We start from the raw sequence: 17068 nt of genomic DNA on the forward strand, positions 1-17068 counted from the left end.
TGACCTGATTTCCGGACATACCGAGAACCCGGACGACTGCAATTGTCCTGGTATCCGGACACTTGGCCCTGCCGAAACCGCCTCCGACTCCATTCAATCCCGTTCTTTTCCCGCCGAGACAATACGTTATGACGCCCCGTCCGGAGTTGGCACGCACGGTGCTTCCGTAACAGCGTGTTGCCCCGAATAGGCATGACGCATCGGGCGACATCAACGCGTCACGGCGAGGGTGCGAAAGACACCGGGCCGTCTCATGGAGCCGCCCCGCGAGCGCGTCTCGCCAGAACGAAAATCCCAGGAGGAGATACCATGAAAGCTGTGACCCGTCTGGCCGTTGCAGGCCTCACCACCGCCGGCCTCGCCCTTGGCAGCATGGCAACCACCGCCCACGCCGACAGCCCGGCCCAGTGGACCATGACCACCACCTGGTCCGACTCCATCGACCTGATCAAGATCGATCAGCGCTGGGTCGACACGGTGCACCGTATCGCCGGCGATGAACTGGAGATCGACTTCCGTTCCGGTGGCACGCTGATGTCCGCCGGCGAAGTCTTTGACGCCACCGAGACCGGCAGCATCGATGCCTCCGGCGACTGGCCCGGCTACTGGGCCGGCACGGATTCCGCGTTCTCCCCCCTGGCCACCCACACCATGCTGTTCAACGCCGTCGACTACCTGAACTGGATCTTCAAATGGGGCGGCTGGGACCTCTACCAGGAGATCTACGGCGAGTACGGCATGGTGTACCTGCCCTACGCCGTGACCAACAATGAGTCCGGCTTCATGGGCGGCACGAAGATCGAGTCCATCAGCGACCTCGACGGCATGCGTCTGCGCCTGGCCGGGCGTGACCAGGGTCGCGTGCTGGAGAAGCTCGGCGGCTCGCAGGTGGAGCTGGCCGGTGACGAGATCTACCAGGCCGTGGAGCGCGGCGTGGTGGACGGCGCCGAGTTCGCCATCCCGGGCGTCGATTACAACGTCGGCTTCGCCGAGATCGTCGACTACTGGGCCACCCCCGGCTGGCACCAGTCCGCCAGCGTCTTCGGCGTGATGATCAACAAGGACTCCTGGGACGCCCTATCCGAAGAGACCCAGGACAAGCTGAAGGTCGCCGCCGAGTCCACCATGGCCTGGTCCATTGCCTGGTCCGAGCACGGCTCCACGGAGGGCACCAGGAAATTCCAGGAAGCCGGCGTGGAGATCACCCAGATCCCGTCCGAAGAGCTTGAGGAAGTGCAGCAGGCCACCAACGAGGTCATCGTCCGCGGTGCCTGCGAGAACCCGCTGCATGCGAAGGTGTACCACTCCCAGGTCAGCTACCTGAAGGAGTACGCCACCTGGCGGGACCTGTCCGTGCCGTTCAACATGAGCCGCACCATGGACAACCTGCCGTCCCTTGACGAACTGGAAGAGTGCCTCTGATCCGGCAGGCACTGATCGCCTGATCGCACCCGCGGCCGGCCTCCGGCCGCGGGTGTTGCCGACGGGGTCGGCCGCCCAGGCGGCACCGCATCCCCCTTCCGAACCGTGACGGGAGAGCATGGCTCATGCACTTCATTGCCAGCTTCATCGACGGATTCAACAAATGGTTCGGGCGCATCGTCGCTCCGATCATTGCGATCCTCGCGCTGGTGGTGGTCTACGACATCACCCTGCGTTTTTTCATCGGCCGGCCCAGCGACTGGGCGTTCGAGGTCACCAAACAGCTGTTTGCGGCCCACTTCATGCTGCTCGGCGCCTTTGCGCTCTACCACCGGGCGCACGTGGAAGTGGACATCGTCAAGAACCTGTTCTCGAAGAAGATCCAGGCGATTCTGGAGATCCTCGGCTATCTGATTTTCTTCGCACCGTTCATCTACATCTACCTGGAGCGCTCCTGGGGCTACGCCATGCGCTCCTGGACCCGCGGCGAGACCACCTCGGGCATGATGTCCATCCCCGTGTATCCCGTGAAGATGATCATGGTGGTCACCGGCGTGCTCCTGCTCCTGCAGGCCATCGCCATCGTGCTTCAGGCTGTCCAGCGGCTGCGGGAGGAATAACGCATGGGTCCGGAACTGCTCACTCTCATCATGTTCGGCGCGCTGCTGATCGGCCTGTTCATGGGCCACCCCCTGCCCTTCGTGCTGGGCGGCGCCGCCGTGATCGGTGCCTACCTCGGGCCCGGCCCGCAGGTGTTCGGCACCATCGTCAGCAACGTCTACGGCCGCGTCATGGATAACTACGTCCTGGTGGCCATTCCGTTGTTCATTCTCATGGCCCGGTTTCTCAACGACTCCGGGGTCACGGAGCGCATGTTCGAAGTCATGCGCCTGCTCATGGCCAACCTGCGCGGCGGTGTGGCACTGACGGTGGTGGTGGTCTCGGTACTGCTGGCCGCAACCACCGGCATTGTCGGCGCATCCATCGCCGTGATGGGCCTGATCGCCCTGGCCCCCATGCTCAAGTACGGCTACGACAAGTCCCTCAGCTCCGGGGTCATCATGGCCAGCGGCAGCCTGGGCATTCTGATCCCGCCGAGCATCATGCTGGTGCTCATGGCCAGTTACTCACCGGTATCCGTGGGGGCACTGTTTGCCGGTGCCCTGGTGCCCGGCCTGATCCTCGGCGCGCTCTACGCGGCCTACGTGCTGGTCGCCTGCTGGCTCAAGCCGGAATGGGGGCCGCCGGTGGCGCCCGCCGAGCGGGCCCAGTACACCACGCCCCGACTGCTGGGCATGATGGCGCTCTACGTGATCCCGCCCATGGGGTTGATTCTGGGCGTGCTGGGCTCCCTGTTCACCGGTTTTGCCACGGCCACCGAGGCCTCGGCCATCGGCGCACTGCTCGCCTTCGTGCTGTTCCTGATCTTCGGGGACCGTTCCATCAAGACCTGCTTCAACACCTTCGTTGAAGCCGGCAAGACCACGGCCATGGTCACGTTCGTGATCGTCGGCGCAACCGCGTTCACGGGCGTGTTCTCCCGTGGTGGCGGCATGGAGTTCGTGCAGCAGCTCATGCTCGGCGCCCCCGGCGGCGAGATCGGTGTCCTGATCACCATGCTGTTCCTGGTCTTCCTGCTGGGCATGTTCCTGGACTGGACGGGGATCGTCCTGCTGAGCTTCCCGATCATGCTGCCGGTGGTGCAGATGATGGGCTACGACGTGCTGTGGTTCGTGGTGATGAACGCGGTCATCCTGCAGACGTCCTTCCTCACGCCGCCGTTCGGCTACGCCCTGTTCTACCTCAAGGGCGTTGCACCGCCTGGCGTCGAGATCCTGGACCTGTACAAGGCGGTGATCCCGTTCTGCCTGCTGATCGTGCTCACCTGCGTTATTCTCGCGCTGTTCCCGGGCCTGATCACGGGGCTGCCGGAGCTGCTGCTGGGCTGATGCCAACCGGCGTGCGATACGCCGCAACATAACAACGCGGAGGACACTCCATGCGCATGCACAAGCGAGTGGCGCTGATTACCGGGGCCGGCCGGGGCATCGGCCGGGCCATCGCCGAAGCCTACGGCCGCGAAGGCGCGAGGGTGGCGGTGGCCGACCTGTCGGCGGACATGGCCAGCGAGACGGCGGCCGCCATCACCGCGAATGGTGGCGAGGCCATGGCCGTCACCATGGACGTGACCGACGAGCAGGCCGTCAATGACGGCGTCGCCGCCGTCTGCGAGCGGTGGGGCGCCGTGGACGTGCTGGTGGCCAACGCCGGCATCCAGCACATCGACCCCATCGATCAGCTGGACTATGCCGACTGGCGGAAAGTCGTCTCCGTTCACCTGGACGGCGCCTTTCTGGTCACGAAGGCGGCGCTGCAGTCCATGTACGCCAGCGGGCGCGGCGGCGCCGTGATCTACATGGGTTCGGTCCACTCCAAGGAGGCCTCGCCCCTGAAGGCGCCCTACGTTGCCGCCAAGCACGCCCTGGCGGGGCTGTGCCGTTCCGTCGCCAAGGAAGGCGCCGCCCACGGCGTGCGCAGCAATATCATCTGCCCCGGTTTCGTGCGCACACCGCTGGTGGAGAAGCAGATCCCGGAGCAGGCGCAGGAGCTCGGCATCTCCGAAGAGGCCGTGGTGCGCGATGTCATGCTCAAGCAGACGGTGGATCAGGAATTCACGACGCTGGAGGATGTCGCCGAGCTGGCGATCCATCTGGCCGCTTTCCCGTCCAACGCCCTCACGGGACAGTCCGTGGTGGTGAGCCACGGCTGGCACATGCAGTAGGATGCAGAACGGGCGCCGCGCGGGCGCTGGCCGCCCGTGACAAGAACAGCGACGGAGGAATACAGACATGTCCGGTGAAATCCTGTGGCAACCGGGTGAACGGGAGCTGCGCAACAGCAATATGGCCCGGTACATGGATTGGCTGGCAGACCAGGGGTACGGCCGCTTCGGCAACTGGCAGGCGCTGTATCAGTGGTCCATCGGCGACATGGACGGTTTCTGGCGCTCGGTCTGGGAGTATGCCGGCCTGCAGGCCGACACCCCCTGGGAACGCATCCGCGACGACCAGCCCATGCCGGCCACGCGCTGGCTGCCCGGCGCCCGGCTGAGCTACGCCGGCAACCTGCTGCGCCATGCCCACGGTGCGCGTGCCGACGAGGAGGCCATCGTCGCCGTCGCCGAGGGCCGCGAGACCGTACGCCTCACCTGGCGCACGCTCTATGAGCAGGTGGGTGCCTTCGAGAGCTGGTTGCGGGCCCAGGGCGTGGAGGCCGGAGACCGCGTGGCGGGGTTCGTGTGCAACGGCCACGAGGCAATGGTCGCGATGCTGGCCACCAGCAGCCTCGGCGCGGTCTGGAGCTCCGCGTCCCCGGATTTCGGCGCCCAGGCCACGGAAGACCGCTTCGGCCAGATCGAGCCGAAGGTTCTGGTGGCCGTGAACGGTTACAGCTTTGGCGGCAAGCGCTTCCACCGGGCCGAACAGCTGCGGGAACTCAAGGAGCGCATGCCGTCGATCCGCGCCGTGGCGGTTATCTGCCAGCTCGACGAGGCGCCCATGCCGGAAGGGGATGCCTTCGTGCCGTGGGACGAGGCCCTGGCTGCCCACGACGGCGAACAACCATCGCTCACGCCGGTGCCCGCGGACCACCCGCTCTACATCCTCTACTCCTCCGGCACCACCGGCAAACCGAAATGCATTGTCCACGGCACCGGCGGCATTCTGCTGAACCACGCCAAGGAGCTGATCCTCCACGGTGATGTCGCGCCCGGCGACCGCTTCTTCTACTTCACCACCTGCGGCTGGATGATGTGGAACTGGCAGGCCTCCGCCCTGCTCGCGGGCGCGACGCTGGTGGTCTACGACGGCTCCCCGGGCTATCCGGACGTGGGCATGCCGTGGCGGCTGGCAGAGTCGGAGCGGCTTACGCACTTCGGCACCAGCGCCCGCTTCATCGCCGCCTGCCGCAAGGCGGAGATCAACCCGGGCCGGGATCAGGACCTCGGCCGGCTGCGGGTGGTGTTCTCCACCGGCTCACCGCTGCTGCCGGAGGACTATGACTGGTTCTACGAGTCCGTCTCCCGGGACATTCTGCTCGGCTCCATCGCTGGCGGCACCGACATCTGCGCCTGTTTCGTGGGCAGCAACCCGATCCTGCCCGTCCGCCGGGGCGAGATTCAGGCGCCCATGCTGGCCGCCGACGTTGTCGCCTTTGATGAGGACGGCAACGCCCTGGCCCACGACCGCGGGGAGCTGGTCTGCCGCCAGCCGCTGCCGTCCATGCCGGTGGCGTTCTGGAACGACCCCGACGGCGCACGCTACCGCGAGGCGTACTTCGACACGTTTCCCGGCGTCTGGGCCCACGGGGACTTTGTCGGCTTCACCGAGAGCGGCGGTGCGATCATCTACGGGCGCTCGGACGCGGTTCTCAACCCGGGCGGCGTGCGCATCGGCACGGCGGAGATCTACCGGCAGGTGGAGACCGTCGACACTGTGGCCGACAGCCTGGTCGTAGGGCGCCCGGTGGAGGGCGACGTGGAAGTGGTGCTGCTGGTGGTGCCGGCGGCAGGCACGCACCTCACCGGCGACCTCAAGCGGGAGCTGCGCCAGCGCATCCGCGAAGGCGCCAGCCCCCGACACGTGCCGAGGCATATCGTCGCGGTTGACGACATCCCCTACACCCGTAGCGGCAAGAAGGTGGAACTGGCCGTGGCGCGCATGCTCCGCGGCGACAGGAAAGAGGAAAACCGCGCCGCCCTCGGCAACCCGGAAGCGCTGGACAGCATCCGCGCCGCACTGGCCGAAGCCGAGCTGCTGCCAACCGCCTGACCGGGCCCGGCGGGCCAGCGAAAGCCGTTGACCGGGAAAGGGACTTCCCGGTCCTTAAACCGGAACTGTGTCGCATCTGCGGGTGCCCGCAGGTGCTACGTTTTTGTTCGTGGCATCCATCGTTTATAGTCCATGGACGCATAATGGAGAACAATCAAGCGTCCCGCACTGGTGTCACGGACGATGCACCTGATCTGGCCAGCCGAGCGCAGGCCGTTGCGTACAGGGTTACATCGCACGTCCCGTGACTGCGGACATCCGGCCCGCGAGTGAACGCGCCTCCCGGGCCCGCAACCGGAACGACCGACTCCTGATCCATGGCAACGGCAAACCCGACAATCAATCTCAGTGGCCTGGCCGGACGACTTGTCCGCGACGGATTCATCGCCGAGGCGACCGCGCGCGAGGCAGTGGAAGCCGCCCGCAAGGCGCGCCAGCCCCTGGTGACCCACCTGGTCGGCGAACACCTGATCGCCGCCCGTGACCTGGCCCATGCGGCGGCCGTGGAGTTCGGCGTGCCGCTGCTGGATCTGGACGCGCTGGACGTGGATCCGGCCGCGGTCAAGCTGGTCAAGGAAAAGCTCATCCGCCACCACCACATCCTGCCGCTGCTCAAGCGCGGCAAACGGCTGTTCGTGGCAGTGACCGACCCCACCAACCTGGAAGCCCTGGACGAGTTCAAGTTCCACACCGGGCTGACCACCGAGCCGATCCTGGTCGAGCACGACAAGCTGCAGCGTGCCATCGAGCGCGCACTGGATGCGGCCGGCAGCAACTTCGGCATGGGCAGCGAGGAGCTGGACAGTGACCTGGAGAACCTGCAGGTCAGCGCCAGCGACGATGACACCACCTCCAGCGAGGAGTCCGACGCCGACGACGCACCCGTGGTGCGCTTCGTCAACAAGGTGCTGGTGGATGCCATCAACAAGGGTGCATCGGACATCCACTTCGAGCCGTACGAAAAGACCTACCGCGTGCGGTTCCGCCAGGACGGCATGCTGCACACCGTCGCCAGCCCGCCCCTGGGCCTGGCACCCCGGATTTCCGCGCGGCTCAAGGTCATGTCGCGCATGGACATCGCCGAACGGCGCGTGCCCCAGGACGGGCGCATCAAGATGAGCCTGTCCAAGAGCCGCGCCATCGACTTCCGTGTCAGCAGCTGTCCGACGCTGTTCGGCGAGAAGATCGTGCTGCGCATCCTGGACCCCAGCAGCGCCATGCTGGGCGTGGACAAGCTGGGTTACGAGCCGGAGCAGAAGGAGCGCTTCCTCAGCGCCATCGAGAAACCCTACGGCATGGTGCTGGTCACCGGCCCCACCGGCAGCGGCAAGACCGTCTCCCTGTACACGGCGCTGAATATCCTCAACACCGAGGACCGGAACATCTCCACGGTCGAGGACCCGGTGGAGATCAACCTGCCGGGCATCAACCAGGTCAACATGAACCCCAAGGCCGGGCTTACGTTCGCCACCGCCCTGCGCGCATTTCTCCGCCAGGATCCGGACGTGGTCATGGTCGGGGAGATCCGCGACCTGGAAACCGCCGAGATCGCCATCAAGGCGGCCCAGACCGGGCACCTGGTGCTCTCCACCCTGCACACCAACGACGCGCCGCAGACGCTGACCCGGCTCATGAACATGGGCGTGCCGTCGTACAACATTGCCTCGTCCGTGCATCTGATCATCGCCCAGCGCCTGGCACGGCGGCTGTGCAACAACTGCAAGGCCCCGGCGGACATTCCCGCCGAGGCGCTCAAGAAGGAAGGCTTTACCGACGCCGACCTGCAGGATCTCACCGTCTATGCCCCGGTGGGCTGCGACCAGTGCAACCAGGGCTACAAGGGCCGGGTGGGCATCTACCAGGCCATGCCCGTCAGCGAAGCCATGGGCCGCATCATCATGGAAGGCGGCAACGCCATGCAGCTCGAGGAGCAGGCCACCAGGGAAGGCATCAACGACCTCAGACGCTCGGGCCTGATGAAGGTCATGCAGGGCGTCACCAGCCTCGATGAGGTCAACCGCGTCACCAAGGAATGAACATGGCAGCAAAAGCGGGAAAACAGAACCCCACGTTTATCTGGGAAGGAACCGACAAACGGGGAGAACGGGTCAAGGGCGAGAATCAGGCCGCCAACGTCACCATGATGAAGGCGGAGCTGCGCCGGATCGGCATCAACCCGAAGAACGTCCGGCGGAAATCCGCGCTGTCCAGCCTGGGGCAGCGCAAGAAGCCAATCGCCCCCGGTGATATCGCGGTGTTCAGCCGCCAGCTCGCCACCATGATGAATGCCGGTGTGCCGCTGGTGCAGGGCCTGGACATCATGGCCTCCGGCCACCAGAACCCATCCATGCGGGAGCTTATCGCCGACATCAAGGGCGACGTGGAGGGTGGCACCAATCTCAGCGAGGCGCTGGCGAAACACCCCCGCTACTTCAACGACCTCTTCTGCAACCTGGTGGAGGCCGGCGAATCCGCGGGCGTGCTCGACACCCTGCTGGACAAGCTCGCCACCTACCTGGAGAAGACGGAGTCGATCAAGAAGAAGATCCGCAAGGCCATGTTCTATCCGGCCGCCGTCATCGTGGTGGCATTCATCGTCACCGCGATCCTGCTGATCTTCGTGGTGCCGGAATTCCAGAACATGTTCCGCAGTTTCGGCGCCGACCTGCCCGTGTTCACGCGCATGGTCATCAACCTCTCGGACTTCTTCCAGCAGTACTGGTACGCGATCTTCGGGGGCATCATCGGCGCCGTTGTCGCCTTCGTCATGACCCACCGACGATCACCACGATTCCGGCGCTTCATGGATCGGCTCATGCTGCGTATCCCCGTGGTCGGGCCGATACTGGACAAGGCGGCCACCGCACGTTTCGGGCGCACGCTCTCGACCATGTTCGCCGCCGGCGTGCCGCTGGTGGAGGCGCTGGAATCCGTCTCCGGGGCCTGCGGCAATACCGTCTACGAAGACGCCATCCTCGAGATGAAGGATCAGGTCGCCTCCGGGCAACAGTTGAATGTCGCCATGCGCTTGTCCAACCTGTTCCCGCACATGGTGGTGCAGATGGCCGCCATCGGCGAGGAGTCGGGCTCTCTCGACACCATGCTGGCGAAGGTGGCGGACTTCTACGAGGAGGAGGTCGACAATCAGATCGACAGCCTGAGCAGTCTGCTGGAGCCGTTCATCATGGTCATCCTGGGTGTCCTCGTCGGCGGTCTGGTCATTGCCATGTATCTGCCGATTTTCCAGATGGGTCAGGTTATCTGACACGCCGCGTTCAACGAGGACCCTTCTCACCGGATGGCCAGTGTAATCGACGTGCTGCAGCAGCCAGCGGGGCTGATTCCCGCAACACTCGCTTTCGGGCTGCTGGTGGGCAGTTTTCTCAACGTGGTCATCCTGCGCCTGCCGGTGATGCTGGAACGGGAATGGCGGCAGCAGGCAAGAGAGATCCTCGGCGAACCTGCGGAGCCGGCCGGGGACCGATTCGACCTGGTCAGCCCGGGGTCACACTGCCCGGCCTGCGGTCGCCGCATCCGCGCCTGGGAGAACATCCCGGTGCTGAGCTGGCTGGCCCTGCGTGGCCGCTGCCGGGGCTGTCGCGCCACCATCAGCGCACGCTATCCACTGGTGGAGCTGATCACCGCCCTGCTCTCCGCCGCCGTCGCGTGGCACTTCGGCTGGGGCGTGGAGCTGGCGGGCGCCCTGCTGCTCACGTGGTCGCTGATCGCCCTCTCGGTGATCGACCTGGACCAACAGCTGCTACCCGATTCACTGACGCTCCCCATGCTGTGGGCCGGCCTGGCGTTTGCGCTACTCACCGGCGGGGCGCTGGCCACGCCGGCGGACGCACTCATCGGTGCCATGGCAGGCTATCTCAGCCTGTGGCTGGTGTTTCACGGGTTCCGGCTCGCGACCGGCAAGGAGGGCATGGGCTACGGCGACTTCAAGCTGCTCGCCCTGCTGGGGGCGTGGCTTGGCTGGCAGGCGCTGCCGGTCATCATCCTGATGGCGTCGCTGGTTGGTGCCGTGGCAGGGATCGCCATGATCCTGATTCTCGGGCGGGACCGGGAGCTGCCCATTCCGTTCGGCCCATACCTTGCCGCTGCGGGCTGGCTTACCTTACTGTGGCGGGATGACCTGATCGCCGCTTACATGCGGTTCTCCGGGTTGGGCTAGAACAGACCGGGGCCCGCCCAGAACCAGGAGGAAACGGATTCGTGCACATCATCGGCCTCACCGGCGGCATCGCCAGCGGCAAGACGACGGTCAGCGATCTGTTCGCCGGTCACGGCATTACCGTGGTGGACGCGGACGTGGCCGCCCGTCGGGTCGTGGAACCTGGACAACCTGCGTTGTCGGAACTCGTAGAGGCCTTTGGTGATCAGATCGTGACGGCCGACGGCACGCTGGACCGTCAGCAGCTGCGGAACACGGCATTCGCCGACGAAGCAGCCCGCCGGCGGCTCGAGGGGATTCTCCACCCGCGCATTCGTGCGTTCATGGACGAGGAGCTCAGCCGGGCACAAGGGCCGTATGCGATCCTGTCGGTACCGCTGCTCGTGGAGAGCAACCTGCTGGACATGGTCGACCGCGTGCTGGTGGTGGACGTCCCCGACTCGGTGCAGCGCGAGCGCCTGATCGCCCGGGACGGCAGCACCCCGGAGCAGGCGGAAGCCATTATCGCCGCACAGACCTCCCGGGAGCAGCGGCTCCGGCACGCCGACGACGTCATCGACAACACCCGGGACATGACAGCGCTGAAGCAACAGATCGAGACCCTTCATCAGGCGTACATCGCCATGGCGGAACGCAGCACCGACACGAACGCCGGTCTAGCGGAGCACTAATGGAACACGAACCAAACGACAACGAATCCATCGTCTTCGAACAGCCGCTGAACGAGCGCGTGCGCACCCTCATGCGACTGGAGCACCTGTTTGGCCAGGCCCGCTTCGCCATGGAAGGGGACACCCTGTGGCACAGCCGGCTCGGCGTCAGCACGATCGGCGAGATCCTGGACCTGTTCAGCCGCGGTGACCTCAAGACCGAGCTCATCAAGGAGCTGGACCGGGTCACCAGCCTGCTGCGGCGGCTGGAGGAACGCCCCGGTGTCGACACCGACCGCCTGAACCACGTCATTGAACGCTGCGGCACGCTGCACGAGCGGCTGGGCCAGCACACCGGGCAGCTGGGGGCCGCGCTGCGCCAGGACGATCTGCTCTCGAACGTCATGCAGCGCGCCGGCATCGCGGGGGGGACCTGCGCCTTCGACCTGCCCCGGTACCACCGCTGGCTGTCCCGTCCGGCCAGCGCCCGGCAGCACGATCTCGAGAACTGGTATGCCAGTATCGACACGGTCCGCGATGCCACCGAAACCGTGCTGGAGCTGCTGCGGGACAGCGCCATTCCCCGGGAGTGCAGTGCCCGCAAGGGCACCTACCAGCGCAACCTGGACAAGGACACCTCCTATCAGCTCGTGCGGGTGGAGCTGCCGGCGGACAGCAGCCAGTACCCGGAGATCAGCGGCACCAAGATGTTCATCACCATCCGCTTCATGGAACAAAGCGGCACCCTTGACCGCCCGCAGCAGTCCACCGAGGATATGCGGTTCGTACTGCAACTGTGCGTGCTTTGAGATGAGCGATCGCAAGGTCCCCTGCCCCAATTGCAGGAAACTGGTGGACTGGGACGGCGACAGCCCCTGGCGGCCTTTCTGCAGTGAACGCTGCAAGTCGGTGGACCTGGGTGGCTGGCTGCAGGAGAGCCACCGGATCCCGGGCATCGAGCTCCCCGAGGAACTGCTCGACGAAGTGGGCGACAGCCAGGATCCGGCCAACCACTGACCGGACCTGAGGGCTCAGGCCTCCCGCCAGAGACCGCGTATGGCCGCAATGCCTTGAGCCCGGTATCCCTGCAACTGGGGCAGGTCTTCCGGGCCCAGCCCGCCCAGGGCGTACACGGGAATCGGCACGTCGGCGATCAGCGCCTGGAACTGCGCGTCGCCCAGTGGCGTCGCATCCGGATGGCTTGCCGTTGGCCGCACCGGCCCGAGCACGGCGAAATCCGCCCCCAGTGCCACCGCCTGGTCCAGCTCCCGGGCGTCATGGCAGGAGGCGCCCACCAGGGAAGATGCGGCCAGCGGCCGCTCGCCAAGCGCCCGCACCATGGCGGCCGGCAGGTGAACCCCCGTCCCCAGCTCCCGCGCAAGGGCGACGTCGCCGTTGAGCAGCAACCGGGCACCCTGCTCTCTGGCAACCTGGGCGGCGTCGGCGGCAATCCGGCGCCAGGCGGTTGCCGAGGCGCCGGGGAGACGCAGCTGCACCAGTTCCGCCCCGCCTGCCATGTGGCGCCGCAACCGCTCCACGAACGCACTGTGCCGCTCCCCCCCGGGGACATCGGGGGTGATGAGGTAGGTCTCCGGGAGCGCTGCGGCGGTCGTGATCGGGCCATTGGCGGCGGGAAAGCGGTAGCGGGCCAGCTCCGGCGGGGGCACCCAGCGCAGCGGCTGCCCCTCGCGGCCGGACGGGGTCCCGGCGAAACGGCGCACCTCCCAGGTATCCAGTAGCACACTCTTGTCGGCATACCGCCACGGCACGCGGATCAGGGGCCGCAGCTCAAGCGGCCGGATACCCAGTTCCTCGTGCAGCTCCCGGGTCAACGCATCGCGGATGGTTTCGCCGGCCTCCACCTTGCCACCGGGGTACTCCCAGCGACCACCCTGGTGGCTGCCCTCGGCCCGGCGCGCGATCAGCACGCGCCCGTCGGGCTGGCGGATCACCCCCACGGCCACGTGAATCGGCTCGGGATCAGCGCCGCTCATGGGCGCAGGCTGCCGTCAGGTGCGGTACTCGGCATTGATGCGGACGTATTCATAGGAGAAGTCGCAGGTCCAGACCGTGGCGTCGGCATCGCCGCGCCCCAGCGCCACATGAATGGTGATCTCCTCCCGCGCCATGCGCTCCGCCGCAGCCGCTTCGCTGTAGTCGGGTGCACGCCCGCCGTGCGCGGCGATGCAGAGATCGTCGAGCCAGATGGCCACTCGATCCACATCCATGTCGTCCACGCCCGCGCGGCCGATGGCGGCCAGGATCCGGCCCCAGTTGGGATCACCCGCGAAGAACGCGGTCTTCACCAGGGGCGACTGGGCGATGGTGAAGGCCACGGCCTCCGCCTCCGCCTCGTCGCGTGCGCCGCCGACATCGATGGTGATGAAGCGTGTCGCCCCCTCCCCATCCCGCACAATGGCCTGCGCGAGTTCCTGGCACAGCGACACCATGGCCTGGTGTAGCCGTGCGAGATCATCGCTGCCGTCCGCGGGCGCGATACCACTGGCACCGGTACCGATCAGGACACAGGCGTCGTTGGTGGACGTGTCACCGTCCACGGTAATGCGGTTGAAGCTGTTGCCGACCGCGCCCCGCAAGAGGTCATCCAGCTGTGCCTGGCTCAGGTCCGCGTCGGTGGCGATGAACGCGAGCATGGTCGCCATGTCGGGGCGGATCATCCCCGCGCCCTTGGACATGCCGCTGATGGTGATCTCACCACCGCTCAGCACGACCCGCCGCGACGCCCCCTTGGGCACGGTGTCGGTGGTGAGAATACCGGCCGCCGCCGGGAGCCAGCCGTCGCTTTGCAGTGCGGTTGCAGCCGCAGGGATGGCATCGATGATGCGATCCACCGGCAGCGGCTCACCAATGACGCCGGTGGAGAACGGCAGCACCGAGGCGTCTGCCACATCCATGTGCCGCGCCACGGCCTCGCAGGTCGCGCGCGCCGCAGCCATGCCGGGCTCGCCGGTGCCGGCGTTGGCGTTACCGGTGTTGATGACCAGGAAACGCGGCTCGGCCACCCCGAGGTGATGCCGTGCCACGTGCACCGGCGCCGCACAGAAGCGGTTGCGGGTGAACACGGCGCTGACCCGGGCGCCCGGATCCAGTGCCATGAGCACCAGATCCGGGTGGTCCGGCTTCTTGATACCCGCCGCGGCGACGCCGAGGCGGACACCGGCGACGGGCGAAATGGCAGGTTGCGCGGGAAGTCCGACCGCCACGTTACAGGCTCCTCAGGTCAGACGTCCGCAGCAGTTTTTGTACTTCTTGCCGGACCCGCAGGTGCACGGCTCGTTACGCCCCACCTTCCGGCCTTCCCGGACGAAGGTGTCCGCGGTGCGCGGGGCCGCGCGCTCGCCCTGGCCGCCTCCGGTCTCACCACCTTCGGCCAGGGCACTCTGGCTTTCGGCGTGCTGATAACTGACGTCTGCGCGCTCCTGGGGCTTGGGCTGCTCCGCCTCGGCACGGTCCACATCCTCCGGCTCGCGCACCTGGACGCGCTGGAGCAGGCTGATGACCTCCCGCTGGATGCTCTCGAGCATCGCGGAGAACATGTTGAACGCGTCTTTCTTGAACTCCTGCTTCGGGTTGCGCTGCGCGTAACCACGCAGGTGGATGCCCTGACGCAGGTAATCCATGGCCGCCAGGTGCTCCTTCCACTGACTGTCCAGCACCTGCAGCATTGCAACCTTTTCGAAACGCCGCAGCGCGTCGGCGCCGACCTGTTCCTCCTTCTCGCGATACTGCTGCTGCGCGCGCTCCACGATGCGCTCACGCAACGGCTCCTCATGGAGATCGTCCTCATCTTCCAGCCACTGCCGGATCGGCAGCTCCAGGGAGAACTCCCGGCGCAGGGCCTCTTCCAGACCCGGGACGTCCCACTGCTCGTCGATGCTCCCCGGCGGGATGTACTCGTCGATGGCGCGGTTGATGACGTCCTCGCGCATGGCCTCGACGGTCTCGCTCAGGTCGTCGTCGGCCATGAGCTCCTGGCGCTGCCGGTAGATCACCCGCCGCTGGTCGTTGGCGACATCGTCGAACTCCAGCAGCTGCTTGCGGATGTCGAAGTTGTGGGTCTCGACCTTCCGCTGGGCGTTCTCGATCACCCGCGACACCATGCCGGACTCGATCGCCTCACCTTCCTGCATGCCAAGCCGCTGCATCAGGTTGGAGACACGCTCGGAGGCAAAGATGCGCAACAGGCTGTCTTCCAGGGAGAGGTAGAACCGGGTCGAGCCGGGGTCACCCTGACGCCCGGAACGGCCGCGCAGCTGATTATCGACCCGGCGCGACTCGTGCCGTTCGGTCCCGATCACATGCAGACCACCCGCCTCGATGACCTGCTGGTGGCGGCGCTGCCAGTCGGCGCGGACCGCCTCGCGCTGCTCCTCCGTGGCATCCTCGCCCAGCTCGGCAAGCTCCGCGTCCAGGTTGCCGCCCAGCACGATGTCGGTGCCGCGACCCGCCATGTTGGTGGCAATGGTCACGGCGCCCGGCTCACCGGCCTTGGCAATGATCGGCGCTTCCCGGTCGTGCTGCTTGGCGTTGAGCACCTCATGGGGAATACCGGCCTCGTCCAGGCTCCTGGAGATCACCTCGGAGACGTCGATGGAGGCTGTCCCCACGAGAATCGGCCGGCCCGCCTCGCGATTGGCGATGATGTCCTCGACGATGGCGTTGATCTTGTCGCTCTGATTGAGATAGACGAGATCGTTGTTGTCCTCACGGACCATCGGCCGGTGCGTCGGGATGACCGTGACCTCGAGGCCGTAGATGTGCTGGAACTCGTAGGCCTCCGTGTCGGCCGTGCCGGTCATGCCGGAGAGCTTGTCGTACAGGCGGAAGAAGTTCTGGAAAGTGATCGAGGCAAGGGTCTGGTTCTCCTTGCGCACGGGCAGCCCTTCCTTCGCTTCCACTGCCTGGTGCAGCCCATCGGACCACCGCCGCCCGGGCATGGCGCGCCCGGTGAACTCGTCCACGATCACCACCTGCTCGTCGCGCACCAGGTACTGGTCATTGCGATGATAGAGATGATGCGCACGCAGCGCCGCGTTGATGTGGTGCAACAGCCCGATGTTGCGGGGATCGTAGAGGCTCTCCCCTTCCTTGAGCATGCCGGTCTCGGAGAGCATCTCCTCGACGCGATCATGCCCCTCTTCGGTCAGGTAGGCCTGGCGGGACTTGAGGTCCAGCCAGAAGTCGCCCGGCCCCTCTTCCTCTTCCTGCTTCTCCAGCCTCGGGATCAACTGGTTGATCCCCTCGTAGAGCTGTGAACTCTGTTCGGCAGGACCGGAGATGATCAGGGGGGTGCGCGCCTCGTCGATGAGGATGGAGTCCACCTCGTCGACGATGGCGAAGCCGAGATCCCGCTGCATGCGGTCTTCAAGCCGGAACGCCATGTTGTCGCGCAGGTAATCGAAACCGAATTCGTTGTTGGTGCCGTAGACGATGTCACAGGCATAGGCCGCCTTCTTGTCCTCGTGGGCCATGCCAGGCACCACCACCCCCGTCTCCAGCCCGAGAAAGCCGTAGATGCGCCCCATCCACTCGGCATCACGCCGGGCGAGGTAGTCGTTAACCGTCACCACGTGGACGCTGTTGCCGCTCAGGGCGTTGAGGTAGGCGGCGAGTGTGGCAACCAGGGTCTTGCCCTCCCCGGTCTTCATTTCGGCGATGCGCCCGGAATGCAGGACCATGCCGCCGATGAGCTGGACATCGAAATGCCGCATGCCCAGGGTGCGCCGTGCGGCCTCGCGAACCGTGGCGAACGCATCCGGCAACAACGCGTCGAGACTCTCCCCGTTGGCATGCCGCTCCCTGAAAGCATCCGTACGCGCCCGGAGTTCCTCGTCGGTCAGCGCTTCGACCTCGGGCTCAAGGGCGTTGATCCGGTCCACGTTCTTCCAGTGCTTGCGGACCTGCCGTTCGTTACGGGTGCCGAAGACCTTCTTGGCAATTGCACCTAGCATAGAGACCTTCTCGATGAC

The 17068-nt window shown here is 66.1% G+C and carries 14 protein-coding genes; 11 read left to right on the top strand and 3 right to left on the bottom strand.

The window, feature by feature from the left end; all coding sequences use genetic code 11:
* Positions 1 to 309 precede the first annotated feature (309 nt).
* The 11 genes from dctP (at position 310) to BMZ02_RS07510 (ending at position 12095) form a co-directional block, all read left to right on the top strand.
* Positions 310 to 1422 (top strand): TRAP transporter substrate-binding protein DctP, encoded by a 1113-nt coding sequence (dctP, locus tag BMZ02_RS07460; protein WP_091641536.1) that lies wholly within the window; start codon positions 310 to 312, stop codon positions 1420 to 1422.
* Positions 1423 to 1547: 125 nt separating this feature from the next.
* A complete protein-coding gene (locus BMZ02_RS07465; protein WP_091641539.1) occupies positions 1548 to 2042 on the top strand; it encodes a TRAP transporter small permease subunit in 495 nt (164 codons plus the stop codon).
* 3 nt (positions 2043 to 2045) lie between these two features.
* Positions 2046 to 3371: a TRAP transporter large permease gene (locus BMZ02_RS07470; protein WP_091641540.1), complete on the top strand. Its 1326-nt coding sequence runs from the start codon at positions 2046 to 2048 to the stop codon at positions 3369 to 3371.
* A 50-nt stretch (positions 3372 to 3421) separates the two neighbouring features.
* Positions 3422 to 4204, top strand: a complete 783-nt coding sequence (locus tag BMZ02_RS07475; protein WP_091641543.1) for a 3-hydroxybutyrate dehydrogenase — start codon at positions 3422 to 3424, stop codon at positions 4202 to 4204.
* A 67-nt stretch (positions 4205 to 4271) separates the two neighbouring features.
* Entirely contained in the window at positions 4272 to 6251 is a 1980-nt protein-coding gene (locus BMZ02_RS07480) for an acetoacetate--CoA ligase (protein ID WP_091641545.1), read from the top strand.
* Positions 6252 to 6568: 317 nt separating this feature from the next.
* On the top strand, positions 6569 to 8287 hold the full coding sequence (gene pilB / locus BMZ02_RS07485; protein ID WP_091641548.1) for a type IV-A pilus assembly ATPase PilB: 1719 nt from the start codon (positions 6569 to 6571) through the stop codon (positions 8285 to 8287).
* A 2-nt stretch (positions 8288 to 8289) separates the two neighbouring features.
* The gene (locus tag BMZ02_RS07490; protein WP_091641551.1) at positions 8290 to 9516 is read left to right on the top strand and encodes a type II secretion system F family protein; all 1227 of its coding nucleotides are present in this window, start codon (positions 8290 to 8292) and stop codon (positions 9514 to 9516) included.
* A gap of 33 nt (positions 9517 to 9549) precedes the next feature.
* Positions 9550 to 10428, top strand: coding sequence for a prepilin peptidase (locus tag BMZ02_RS07495; RefSeq protein ID WP_091641553.1), 879 nt, complete (start codon positions 9550 to 9552; stop codon positions 10426 to 10428).
* A 41-nt stretch (positions 10429 to 10469) separates the two neighbouring features.
* A complete protein-coding gene (gene coaE / locus BMZ02_RS07500; protein WP_091641556.1) occupies positions 10470 to 11099 on the top strand; it encodes a dephospho-CoA kinase in 630 nt (209 codons plus the stop codon).
* Positions 11099 to 11887, top strand: a complete 789-nt coding sequence (gene zapD / locus BMZ02_RS07505) for a cell division protein ZapD (protein WP_091641559.1) — start codon at positions 11099 to 11101, stop codon at positions 11885 to 11887. The genes coaE and zapD overlap by 1 nt, the downstream gene beginning before the upstream one ends.
* A 1-nt stretch (position 11888) precedes the next feature.
* A complete protein-coding gene (locus tag BMZ02_RS07510; RefSeq protein ID WP_091641562.1) occupies positions 11889 to 12095 on the top strand; it encodes a DNA gyrase inhibitor YacG in 207 nt (68 codons plus the stop codon).
* Positions 12096 to 12109: 14 nt separating this feature from the next.
* On the opposite strand, the gene BMZ02_RS07515 is transcribed toward BMZ02_RS07510, so the two are convergent.
* The 3 genes from BMZ02_RS07515 to secA are packed head-to-tail and all read right to left on the bottom strand — an operon-like array spanning position 12110 to position 17050.
* A complete protein-coding gene (locus tag BMZ02_RS07515; RefSeq protein WP_091641565.1) occupies positions 12110 to 13072 on the bottom strand; it encodes a Nudix family hydrolase in 963 nt (320 codons plus the stop codon).
* Between the two features lie 15 nt (positions 13073 to 13087).
* On the bottom strand, positions 13088 to 14302 hold the full coding sequence (argJ, locus tag BMZ02_RS07520) for a bifunctional glutamate N-acetyltransferase/amino-acid acetyltransferase ArgJ (protein WP_091641568.1): 1215 nt from the start codon (positions 14300 to 14302) through the stop codon (positions 13088 to 13090).
* Positions 14303 to 14314: 12 nt separating this feature from the next.
* The gene (gene secA, locus BMZ02_RS07525) at positions 14315 to 17050 is read right to left on the bottom strand and encodes a preprotein translocase subunit SecA (RefSeq protein ID WP_091641948.1); all 2736 of its coding nucleotides are present in this window, start codon (positions 17048 to 17050) and stop codon (positions 14315 to 14317) included.
* Positions 17051 to 17068 lie beyond the last annotated feature (18 nt).

This window comes from Aquisalimonas asiatica, from assembly GCF_900110585.1.
Taxonomy (GTDB): domain Bacteria; phylum Pseudomonadota; class Gammaproteobacteria; order Nitrococcales; family Aquisalimonadaceae; genus Aquisalimonas; species Aquisalimonas asiatica.

Bases quoted from the DNA above. Each gene is read 5' to 3' on its own strand.
- dctP (WP_091641536.1), top strand. From the start codon at position 310: ATGAAAGCTGTGACCCGTCTGGCCGTTGCAGGCCTCACCACCGCCGGC.
- BMZ02_RS07465 (WP_091641539.1), top strand. From the start codon at position 1,548: ATGCACTTCATTGCCAGCTTCATCGACGGATTCAACAAATGGTTCGGG.
- BMZ02_RS07470 (WP_091641540.1), top strand. From the start codon at position 2,046: ATGGGTCCGGAACTGCTCACTCTCATCATGTTCGGCGCGCTGCTGATC.
- BMZ02_RS07475 (WP_091641543.1), top strand. From the start codon at position 3,422: ATGCGCATGCACAAGCGAGTGGCGCTGATTACCGGGGCCGGCCGGGGC.
- BMZ02_RS07480 (WP_091641545.1), top strand. From the start codon at position 4,272: ATGTCCGGTGAAATCCTGTGGCAACCGGGTGAACGGGAGCTGCGCAAC.
- pilB (WP_091641548.1), top strand. From the start codon at position 6,569: ATGGCAACGGCAAACCCGACAATCAATCTCAGTGGCCTGGCCGGACGA.
- BMZ02_RS07490 (WP_091641551.1), top strand. From the start codon at position 8,290: ATGGCAGCAAAAGCGGGAAAACAGAACCCCACGTTTATCTGGGAAGGA.
- BMZ02_RS07495 (WP_091641553.1), top strand. From the start codon at position 9,550: ATGGCCAGTGTAATCGACGTGCTGCAGCAGCCAGCGGGGCTGATTCCC.
- zapD (WP_091641559.1), top strand. From the start codon at position 11,099: ATGGAACACGAACCAAACGACAACGAATCCATCGTCTTCGAACAGCCG.
- BMZ02_RS07510 (WP_091641562.1), top strand. From the start codon at position 11,889: ATGAGCGATCGCAAGGTCCCCTGCCCCAATTGCAGGAAACTGGTGGAC.
- BMZ02_RS07515 (WP_091641565.1), bottom strand. From the start codon at position 13,072: ATGAGCGGCGCTGATCCCGAGCCGATTCACGTGGCCGTGGGGGTGATC.
- secA (WP_091641948.1), bottom strand. From the start codon at position 17,050: ATGCTAGGTGCAATTGCCAAGAAGGTCTTCGGCACCCGTAACGAACGG.